Source organism: Escherichia sp. KTE114 (assembly GCF_000407765.1).
GTDB lineage: Bacteria > Pseudomonadota > Gammaproteobacteria > Enterobacterales > Enterobacteriaceae > Escherichia > Escherichia ruysiae.
Genome location: NZ_KE136626.1, coordinates 2,047,544 through 2,058,240, shown reverse-complemented (window position 1 = coordinate 2,058,240; position 10,697 = coordinate 2,047,544). Strand labels below are relative to the sequence as shown.

The following is a 10,697-nucleotide window of genomic DNA, read 5'->3' as shown; positions in this document are numbered from 1 at the left end:
GAGGATGTCTTTTGGCATCAAAGGAAGAATGCTTCACGCAAAAAATATTTAAATTCATTGCGTTGAATATTAAACAGGTCAATTTCTTCTGATATTTGCATCCCACTAAATTTAGCAGGTTCCCTGTATCAACAGAGAACCTGCCATTAGTATCAACGCATTACTGCCTGAGAACGTTAATTACTGCCAAACATATCCTTGATCCAGCCTGCTACGCCGTCGCTGTCTTTCTGCTCCTGTTGCGCAGGCTGCTGCGGCTGAGAAGACTGATCAAACGGATTGCCCGACGGCTGCTGTTGAATCTCGCTTTGCTGGCACAACGAATCTGGATCGCTGGTCCATACTGGCAAAGTTCTCATACCACCGCTGCAAACAAAGTTACCGTCGTAGTCTACGCCCATATCCACAATATCCTCCGGCGGTACAAGATTCAGCGGCGTTGGCGTCTGGTTAGCCAGATAACGCTGGTAAATCGACATTGCCCCGCTGGCACCATACAGCTTAGTTGGCTGGTTGTTATCGCGGCCTACCCAGGTGATGGTCACCGTGCTGCCGTCAATGCCCGCAAACCAGGTATCAACGTTGTTGTTGGTAGTCCCTGTTTTCCCTGCCAGATGCAGATTTGGATATTTAGCCCCAAGCTGACGACCCGTACCACGCTGCACAACCTGTTGCATGGTCCATAGTGTCAGATACGCCGCCTGCGCCGGAACAGCGCGTTCCGCCTGCGGGAAGCTCTGATAGAGCACTTTACCATCTTCAGCAATCACTGAACGCAGTGCAGAAAGCGGTGCGCGGTTACCGCCGCTGGCGATAGTCTGGAATGCCTGTGCCACTTCGATTGGCGTCAGGTTCAACGCCCCCAGCAGCATCGCCGGAACCGGATTCAGCTGATCTTTCGGCACGCCCAGCTTAATCCAGGTGTCCGTAACCGCAGGCAGCCCCAGCGCCATCCCCAGATTTACCGTTGGCACGTTCATCGAACGCGTCAGCGCATCCACCAGCATCACTCTACCGCTTTCGCTATAACGACGATCATCGTTCTGCGGTGACCAGACCTGACCGTTCGGCTGACGCAGCGCGATGGGCGCATCGGCAATCCACGTATTCAGGCGATAGATTTTCGGCTGGCTTAAGGCCGTCAGATAAGTCGCCGGTTTTGCCAGTGAACCAATCGAACGACGCGCCTGCATCGCACGGTTATAGCCCGCAAATTGCGGTTCTGAACCACCGACCATCGCACGAACTTCGCCACTAAAGCGGTCGACGACCACAATCGCCGTTTCCAGATCGCTCAACTTACGCTGTTTCTTCAGTGCCGGAATGCCTTCCACGGCAGCTTTTTCTGCGGCGTCCTGAGCCACCGAGTCAAAGGTAGTGAAGATCTTCACGCCGGAGAGATCTTTCACTTTATCGCCCAGTTTCGCCTGCAGCTCCTGACGTACCAGTTGCATAAAAGCAGGCTGTGGAGAGATTACCCCACCGCGCGGCTGAACGCCCAGCGGACGCGCACTCAACATGTCGTAGAGTTCTTGATCAATAATCTGCTGTTGTTGCAGCAATCGCAGCACCAGATTACGCCGCTCCAGTGCCAGTTTCGGGTTACGCCACGGGTTGTAAATTGACGCACCTTTCACCATACCAACTAGCAGCGCCTGCTGATCAAGGCTCAACTCTTCCACCGGACGCCCAAAGTAATACAGGCTCGCCAGCGGGAAACCACGGATTTCGTTGTCACCGCTCTGACCGAGATACACCTCGTTCATATACAGCTCAAGAATACGATCTTTGCTGTAACGCGCATCCATGATCAGCGCCATGTAAGCTTCGTTCGCTTTACGCCAGTAAGAACGCTCACTGGAAAGGAACAAGTTTTTCACCAACTGTTGCGTCAGCGTACTCGCCCCCTGCACCGTGCGTCCGGCAGTCAGGTTCGCCAGAACCGCACGTCCGATGGAGTAGAGGCTGATACCGTCATGCTCGTAGAAATGCCGGTCTTCCGTCGCCAGCAAGGTATCCACCAGCAGATCCGGGAAGCCACTGCGCGGCACAAACAGACGTTGCTCGCCGTTTGGCGAAGAGATCATCGTTATCAGTCGCGGATCAAGGCGGAAGAAACCGAACTGACGGTTGTTATCCATATTGACGATGGTCGCCAGATGATCGCCATCAAAGGTCAGACGCGCACGCACCTGCCCTTCTTTACTATCCGGGAAATCAAACGGACGGCGGATCATCTCAATGCTGTTAGCCTGCACGGTAAATTCGCCAGGACGGGTCATCTTCGACACCTGACGATACTGGGTTGCCTCCAGCAGTTTCACCATCTCGTTCTTGCTGATGGTCATGTCTGGCTCAAGGTTTACCATCCGACCATAAACTGCCGCTGGCAATTGCCAGACCTTGCCATCAATACGGCTGCGAATTTTTTGATCGAGATAAACCCCATAAACGGCGATTAACACCGCAAATACGATGCCCAGTTTCAGTAGCAGCCAGAGCCAGCCGCGTTTACCACGAGGCTTACGCCCTTTGCCTTTACCTTTGCGCGGCATCGGTTCTTCATCCTCATAGTCATCATAATCATCGTCATCTTCATAACGACGACGGCTTACCTTTTGTTTGACAGGACGCGTCGGTTTCCCTTTGCGTCCAATTGGCTCGCGGTCATTCCCGGCCATACTTTTTCTCCGCAATATTCAGGCGCAAAAGCCCGATTTTCTGTTCTTCCGTTGCAAGACAGAAGAAGATATCTCTCAAATTTTGTGCTCGATCGGTTCCCTCTCCCTTGAGGGAGAGGGAGAAAACCAACCTCACGAATACTTTTTCGTCCGGCGCGTCGGCGCGGTGTTGGCGGGGTCGTCCGGCCAGACATGTTTGGGATAACGCCCCTTCATCTCTTTTTGCACTTCGCGATACGCCCCTTGCCAGAAGGCGCTTAAATCACGCGTGATTTGCAGCGGCCTTTGGGCGGGTGAAAGCAGCTCCAGCACCAACGGCACGCGCCCCTGGGCAATCGTCGGATTGGTGGCTTCGCCAAACATCTCCTGCATTCTCACCGCCAGCGCAGGGGGGTTATCTTCATGATAACGAATGGCGATCCGGCTTCCCGTCGGCACAGTGTAATGCGCAGGAAGTTCACTATCCAGCCGTTGCTGCATTCCCCAATCAAGTAATCCGCGCAGCGCCTGATAAATATCGAGTGATTTCAGACCTCGCAGTGAATGCACTCCGGTCATATGTGGCAGCAGCCACGTTTCCAGCGTCGCCAGCAAATTTGCCTCATCAACCGCTGGCCAGTCATATTCCGGTAGCCACTTCGCAGCACACAGCAAACGCAAACGTAGCTGTTCCGCTTCCGGCGTCCAGTTAAGTACGCTTAGACCTTTATCGCGAATACCGTTGAGCATTGCATGATGTAATTCATCTTCCGACGGTTTCGCCAGCGGCTGTACTTTTACTGTGAGCTGACCAATCTGCAGCCGACGCCAGGCTTTCAACGTACCTTGAACATCGTCCCATTCAACGGTGTCAGATTGATATAGCAGCTGCGGGCAGCGTTGTACTAACTCATCAATATCGACCGGTAGCGCCAGTAAAATTCGCGCATCCGGCGAGGAGCTGCCCTGCAATAATAACGGCGCTACCAGCCATTCATGGCGGCTTAAGGCATCATCGGTGTCCAGCATCGCTCCCATGCCGTTCGCCAGTTGATAGCGCCCCTCTTGCCCACGGCGGCGAGCAATACGATCGGCAAACGCCCTGGCGAGAAGCGGCGCGATAAGCGAACTGTCTGCCTCGCCACCACGCACATTTAAGCGTTTTAACAGTTGCTGACTGCGTTGCTGCCAGGCCGGTTGATTGCGCGAAAACACCACACCCAGATCGCTATTCCCCATCCGTGGCGGCTCTTCGAGAATGGCGGCAATTTTTGCGGCGGTCGCGGCTTCGTCGTCGCTATTCGCACTCACCAGCATTGCCGCTAAACGCGGGTCGTTACCCAGCGTCGCCATGTTCTGCCCTTTCGAGCTTAGCCGATCACCGTCCAGCGCCCCCAGCATTTGTAACAGACGTTTCGCCGCCTGTAGATTCACCGCTGGCGGTTGATCCAGCCAGCTCATCTGCGCCGGATCGCTGCATCCCCATTGCAGTAATTCCATCAGCAAACCGGAGAGATCGCTTTGTAAGATCTCCGGTTCACTTTGCGCGGCAGCGCGTTCTGACTGTTCTTTGGCTATCAGATGTAAACAAATGCCCGGCTCCAGACGCCCGGCACGCCCGGCGCGTTGCGTCATTGATGCCTGACTAACGCGTTGAGTAATCAGTCGCGTAAGCCCCGTGCGCGGATCAAAGCGCGCTACACGCTCCTGGGCGCTGTCTACCACCAGACGAATACCTTCAATAGTTAAACTGGTTTCAGCAATATTGGTCGCCAGCACCACTTTGCGCATTCCTTGTGGTGCGGGGAGGATCGCTTTTCGCTGATCGTTCAGCGACAACGCACCATACAGCGGGCAGAGCAACACATCACTGCCGATGCGCGAAGCCAGTTGTTCCTGAACGCGCTGAATTTCTCCGACGCCGGGTAAAAATAGCAGTAATGATCCGCTTTCCTGACGCAGCAATTCGGCGGTAGCAACCGCGACGGCTTCGTCAAAGCGTTGATGAGCAGGCAGCGGCAAATAACGGCGTTCAACCGGATAAGAACGTCCTTCAGAAACAACAACCGGCGCTTCTGGCAGCATCTGCTGTAAGCGGTCATTATCCAGCGTAGCCGACATAATCAGCAGCTTTAAGTCATCGCGCAGCCCTTGTTGCACGTCCAGCAATAGCGCCAACGCCAGATCAGCCTGCAAGCTGCGTTCATGAAATTCATCAAGGATCACCATACCGACGCCGCTTAGTTCTGGATCGCGTTGGATCATGCGCGTCAGTACACCTTCAGTAACGACTTCCAGTCGGGTATTCGGCCCCACGCAATTTTGCGCACGCATCCGGTAGCCAACCGTGTCACCAGGCTTTTCGTTAAGCAGCTCCGCCAGTCGTTGCGCAACGTTACGTGCCGCCAGACGCCGTGGCTCCAGCAGGATAATTTTTCCGTTAATGCCTGGATGCGCCAGCAGTTGCAGCGGCAGCCTGGTCGATTTCCCGGCTCCGGTCGGCGCGCTTAATAACACCTGCGGTGCGGTATCGAGAGCAGCAAGTAATTCAGGTAAGACGGCAGCAACGGGCAACGACGACACAAAACGCTCCTGAGGGTTAACATTCTTCGCGCCACATTGTAGCATCGCGGTAATTCATAACCGAGTGCCTCACATGTCTGAACCGCAACGGCTGTTCTTTGCCATCGACTTACCCGCAGAAATTCGCGAACAGATTATCCACTGGCGTGCCGCACAATTTCCGCCAGAAGCGGGGCGCCCGGTTGCCGCCGAAAATTTGCATCTGACGCTGGCGTTTTTAGGCGAAGTGAGCGCAGAGAAAGAGAAGGCGCTTTCTCTTTTAGCCGGACGTATTCGTCAACCGGGCTTCACTCTGACGCTTGATGACGCCGGTCAGTGGCTGCGTTCGCGCGTGGTGTGGTTAGGGATGCGCCAGCCACCGCGCGGCTTAATCCAGTTAGCAAATATGCTCCGTTCGCAGGCCGCTCGCAGTGGTTGTTTTCAAAGCAATCGACCGTTTCATCCGCATATCACCTTATTGCGCGACGCCAGCGAGGCGGTGACAATCCCGCAGCCTGGTTTTAACTGGTCATATGCGGTGACGGAGTTTACCCTCTACGCCTCCTCGTTTGCCCGTGGGCGCACACGCTACACGCCGCTAAAACGCTGGACACTGACGCAATAACAAGGGTTGTCACAATGAAATTTTCACCCCCTCTACAACGCGCCACGCTGGTTCAGCGTTATAAACGCTTTTTAGCCGATGTGATCACACCCGATGGCCGCGAATTAACGCTACACTGCCCTAATACAGGTGCGATGACCGGTTGTGCAACGCCTGGCGATACCGTCTGGTATTCCACTTCCGACAACACAAAACGGAAATATCCACACACCTGGGAATTGACCCAAAGCCAAAGCGGTGCATTTATTTGCGTCAATACACTTTGGGCAAACAGATTGACGAAAGAGGCTATCCTCAATGGGGATATTTCGGAACTGTCAGGCTATAGCTCGCTGAAAAGCGAAGTAAAATACGGCGCCGAGCGCAGTCGTATTGACTTCATGTTACAGGCGAGGTTTCGACCTGACTGCTATATTGAAGTGAAATCGGTTACGTTAGCGGAAAATGAACAGGGATACTTTCCCGATGCAGTCACTGAACGAGGTCAGAAACATCTTCGGGAGTTGATGAGCGTAGCAGCTGAAGGTCAGCGTGCAGTGATTTTTTTTGCCGTGCTGCATTCAGCCATTACACGGTTTTCACCCGCGCGCCACATCGATGAGAAATACGCGCAACTATTGTCAGAGGCTCAACAGAAGGGGGTAGAAATTCTGGCTTATAAAGCGGAACTTTCTGCTGAAGGCATGGCTCTTAAAAAATCACTGCCGGTTACATTGTAGTAAAGTAAGTAACTGGTTAATTTACATTCTGGTCGCGTGCGCAAATACGCTTTTCCTCACACAGTTGTCAAGTGTTACGTTTAGATAATTGCTATCCGGAAAAGCATCTGCTATTTATAGCGGCCTCATTTTTCCCCCGAACATGGGGATCGATAGTGCGTGTTAAGGAGAAGCAACATGCAAGAAGGGCAAAACCGTAAAACATCGTCCCTGAGTATTCTCGCCATCGCTGGGGTGGAACCATATCAGGAGAAGCCGGGCGAAGAGTATATGAATGAAGCCCAGCTGGCGCACTTCCGTCGTATTCTGGAAGCATGGCGTAATCAACTCAGGGATGAAGTCGATCGCACCGTTACACATATGCAGGATGAAGCAGCCAACTTCCCGGACCCGGTAGACCGTGCAGCCCAGGAAGAAGAGTTCAGCCTCGAACTGCGTAACCGCGATCGCGAGCGTAAGCTGATCAAAAAGATCGAGAAGACGCTGAAAAAAGTGGAAGACGAAGATTTCGGCTACTGCGAATCCTGCGGTGTTGAAATTGGTATTCGTCGTCTGGAAGCGCGCCCGACAGCCGATCTGTGCATCGACTGCAAAACGCTGGCTGAAATTCGCGAAAAACAGATGGCTGGCTAATTACAGCCGTTCCATCACGTTTACCACAGGCGGGAAATGCTCCCGCCTTATTTTTTGTTCAACGAGATGACAGACACACACTATATTGGTCGCTTCGCCCCCTCTCCTTCCGGCGAGCTTCATTTTGGCTCTCTGATTGCCGCGCTTGGTAGCTATCTACAGGCACGCGCCCGGCAAGGTCGCTGGCTGGTACGCATTGAAGATATCGACCCGCCTCGTGAAGTTCCCGGTGCCGCAGAGACAATCCTGCGCCAGCTGGAACATTACGGTCTGTACTGGGACGGCGATGTTCTCTGGCAATCGCAACGTCATGACGCCTATCGCGAAGCACTCGCCTGGTTACGTGAGCAAGGGCTAAGTTATTACTGCACCTGTACGCGTGCGCGTATTCACAGCATTGGCGGTATTTACGACGGTCATTGCCGTGAATTACATCATTCCCCAGAAAACGCAGCAGTACGCATCCGCCAGCAGCATCCGGTCACCCAGTTTACCGATCAGCTGCGCGGTATTATTCACGCTGACGAAAAACTGGCGCGGGAAGATTTTATTATTCATCGCCGTGACGGTTTGTTCGCCTATAACCTGGCAGTGGTGGTTGACGATCACTTCCAGGGCGTGACAGAAATTGTCCGTGGCGCAGATTTGATTGAACCGACGGTGCGGCAAATCTCGCTGTACCAGCTTTTTGGCTGGCAGGTGCCAGATTACATTCATTTGCCGCTGGCGCTTAACGCACAAGGCGCTAAACTTTCCAAGCAGAATCATGCGCCTGCGTTGCCGAAAGGCGATCCTCGCCCGGTGTTAATCGCCGCGCTTCAATTTCTGGGTCAGCAGGCAGAAACACACTGGCAGGATTTCAGCGTCGAGCAAATCCTTCAGTCAGCCGTCAAAAACTGGACGCTGACCGCCGTACCTGAGTCGGCAATTGTAAATTCAACATTCTCAAATGCGTCATGCTGAGCTATGATTAGCCGCTATTTTTTTGTCCTGAATGATGTTTGACACTACCGAGGTGTACTATTTTTACCCGAGTCGCTAATTTTTGCCGCAAGGTGCTAAGCCGCGAGGAAAGCGAGGCTGAACAGGCTGCCGCCCGTCCCCAGGTGACGGTGATCCCGCGTGAGCAACATGCTATCTCCCGCAAAGATATCAGTGAAAATGCCCTGAAGGTAATGTACAGGCTCAATAAAGCGGGATACGAAGCCTGGCTGGTTGGCGGCGGCGTGCGCGACCTGTTACTTGGCAAAAAGCCGAAAGATTTTGACGTGACCACCAACGCCACGCCTGAGCAGGTGCGTAAACTATTCCGTAACTGCCGCCTGGTGGGTCGCCGTTTCCGTCTTGCTCATGTGATGTTTGGCCCGGAGATTATCGAAGTCGCAACCTTCCGTGGACACCACGAAGGTAACGTCAGCGACCGCACGACCTCCCAACGCGGGCAAAATGGCATGTTGCTGCGCGACAACATTTTCGGTTCCATCGAAGAAGACGCCCAGCGCCGCGATTTTACTATCAACAGCCTGTATTACAGCGTCGCAGATTTTACCGTCCGTGATTACGTTGGCGGCATGAAAGATCTGAAAGACGGTGTTATCCGTCTGATTGGTAACCCGGAAACGCGCTACCGTGAAGATCCGGTACGTATGCTGCGCGCGGTACGTTTTGCAGCAAAACTGGGTATGCGCATCAGCCCGGAAACCGCAGAACCGATCCCTCGCCTCGCTACCCTGCTGAACGATATCCCTCCGGCGCGCCTGTTTGAAGAGTCTCTTAAGCTGCTACAAGCGGGCTACGGTTACGAAACCTATAAACTGCTGTGTGAATATCATCTGTTCCAGCCGCTGTTCCCGACCATTACCCGTTACTTCACGGAAAATGGCGACAGCCCGATGGAGCGGATCATTGAGCAGGTTCTGAAGAATACCGATACGCGTATCCATAACGATATGCGTGTGAACCCGGCGTTCCTGTTTGCCGCCATGTTCTGGTATCCACTGCTGGAAACAGCACAGAAGATCGCCCAGGAAAGCGGCCTGACCTATCACGACGCTTTCGCGCTGGCGATGAACGATGTGCTGGACGAAGCCTGCCGTTCACTGGCGATCCCGAAACGTCTGACGACTTTAACCCGCGATATCTGGCAGCTACAGTTGCGTATGTCCCGTCGTCAGGGTAAACGCGCATGGAAACTGCTGGAGCATCCAAAGTTCCGTGCGGCTTACGACCTGTTGGCCTTGCGAGCTGAAGTTGAGCGTAACGCTGAACTGCAACGTCTGGTGAAATGGTGGGGTGAGTTCCAGGTTTCCGCGCCGCCAGACCAAAAAGGGATGCTTAACGAACTGGATGAAGAACCGTCAGCTCGTCGTCGTACTCGCCGCCCACGCAAACGCGCACCACGTCGTGAGGGCACCGCATGACAGTGGCATATATTGCCATAGGCAGCAATCTGGCCTCTCCGCTGGAGCAGGTCAATGCTGCCGTGAAAGCATTAGGCGATATCCCTGAAAGCCGCATTCTTGCCATTTCTTCGTTTTACCGCACCCCGCCGCTGGGTCCGCAGGATCAACCTGATTATCTGAATGCTGCCGTGGCGCTGGAAACCACTCTCGCACCTGAAGAGTTACTCAATCACACACAGCGTATTGAATTGCAGCAAGGCCGCGTCCGCAAAGCTGAACGTTGGGGACCGCGCACGCTGGATCTCGATATCATGCTGTTTGGTAATGAAGTGATAAATACCGAACGCCTGACCGTTCCACACTACGATATGAAAAATCGTGGCTTTATGCTGTGGCCGCTGTTTGAGATTGCGCCTGACGTGGTATTTCCTGATGGGGAGTCGTTGCACGCCTTGTTAACGAAAACTACTTTTCCTTCGCTACCACGCTGGTAATAATCATACCAGCCAATCAAACATTCATAAAATTTATATTTTATGCAAATTTAAGTTAAGTTATTTACCATTTAGTTAATTTCAATCAACTAATCATGCATTTTTACTATAGAGAGCACATTTCGTGCAGAAAGTTGATGCAAAACACAGCTAATCTATAATAACATTTTTGTGACGTTAATATTTCTAACATCACTTTTTAAAATTTCTAAATAAACAAAAAATATAGATATTATATATAGGTATATATACCTTCTGCTCGTATCACAGTCGACATATCCGACATTTCCTTTAACCATCCGACCTTCAATTAGTCGCGTACAACCTGCCGTGATGGGACTTTTTTTTCATTATCCCCCCCCTTTACTCCCGTTCATTTCTGTAAATAAAAATAGATAACTCACCACGAATCATCCGCACCACAAATAAATAACTTAAAAACGAATGTATTATCCATTTACAATTCATCGCATCAATTTTACAGAATTCACATAAGCATGTATCTTCTGCCGCAGTTATTTCGCCAGGGAATGCAACTTCGAAGGCAACTAACTATAAACATTGAAGAAATTACGTATAAAATCCCCAATGGAGAATTATTA

8 protein-coding genes are annotated in these 10,697 nt (G+C 52.4%); 6 read left to right on the top strand and 2 right to left on the bottom strand.

Features of this window, described 5'->3' with window-relative positions; translation table 11 throughout:
- Nucleotides 1-176: 176 nt before the first annotated feature.
- Both mrcB and hrpB read right to left on the bottom strand, forming a co-directional pair.
- A complete protein-coding gene (mrcB, locus tag WC5_RS11140) occupies nucleotides 177-2,681 on the bottom strand; it encodes a bifunctional glycosyl transferase/transpeptidase (protein WP_000918199.1) in 2,505 nt (834 codons plus the stop codon).
- A gap of 132 nt (nucleotides 2,682-2,813) precedes the next feature.
- On the bottom strand, nucleotides 2,814-5,243 hold the full coding sequence (hrpB, locus tag WC5_RS11145; protein ID WP_010351088.1) for an ATP-dependent helicase HrpB: 2,430 nt from the start codon (nucleotides 5,241-5,243) through the stop codon (nucleotides 2,814-2,816).
- A gap of 73 nt (nucleotides 5,244-5,316) precedes the next feature.
- Here hrpB and thpR point away from each other — a divergent pair, with 73 nt between their 5' ends.
- The 6 genes from thpR to folK all read left to right on the top strand — a co-directional run bounded on the left by thpR (nucleotide 5,317) and on the right by folK (nucleotide 10,095).
- Nucleotides 5,317-5,847, top strand: a complete 531-nt coding sequence (gene thpR / locus WC5_RS11150; RefSeq protein WP_001294673.1) for an RNA 2',3'-cyclic phosphodiesterase — start codon at nucleotides 5,317-5,319, stop codon at nucleotides 5,845-5,847.
- 14 nt (nucleotides 5,848-5,861) lie between these two features.
- Nucleotides 5,862-6,566, top strand: a complete 705-nt coding sequence (gene sfsA / locus WC5_RS11155) for a DNA/RNA nuclease SfsA (RefSeq protein WP_000672746.1) — start codon at nucleotides 5,862-5,864, stop codon at nucleotides 6,564-6,566.
- Between the two features lie 177 nt (nucleotides 6,567-6,743).
- Nucleotides 6,744-7,199 carry an RNA polymerase-binding protein DksA gene (dksA, locus tag WC5_RS11160; RefSeq protein ID WP_001155227.1) on the top strand — a complete coding sequence of 152 codons (456 nt, stop codon included), beginning with the start codon at nucleotides 6,744-6,746 and terminating at the stop codon, nucleotides 7,197-7,199.
- Nucleotides 7,200-7,265: 66 nt separating this feature from the next.
- The gene (gluQRS, locus tag WC5_RS11165; protein ID WP_032147816.1) at nucleotides 7,266-8,162 is read left to right on the top strand and encodes a tRNA glutamyl-Q(34) synthetase GluQRS; all 897 of its coding nucleotides are present in this window, start codon (nucleotides 7,266-7,268) and stop codon (nucleotides 8,160-8,162) included.
- Nucleotides 8,163-8,221: 59 nt separating this feature from the next.
- Nucleotides 8,222-9,619 (top strand): polynucleotide adenylyltransferase PcnB, encoded by a 1,398-nt coding sequence (gene pcnB, locus WC5_RS11170; RefSeq protein WP_206748363.1) that lies wholly within the window; start codon nucleotides 8,222-8,224, stop codon nucleotides 9,617-9,619.
- Nucleotides 9,616-10,095, top strand: a complete 480-nt coding sequence (gene folK, locus WC5_RS11175; protein WP_000215159.1) for a 2-amino-4-hydroxy-6-hydroxymethyldihydropteridine diphosphokinase — start codon at nucleotides 9,616-9,618, stop codon at nucleotides 10,093-10,095. Before pcnB ends, folK begins: the two co-directional genes overlap by 4 nt.
- The last annotated feature ends 602 nt before the right edge of the window (nucleotides 10,096-10,697 follow it).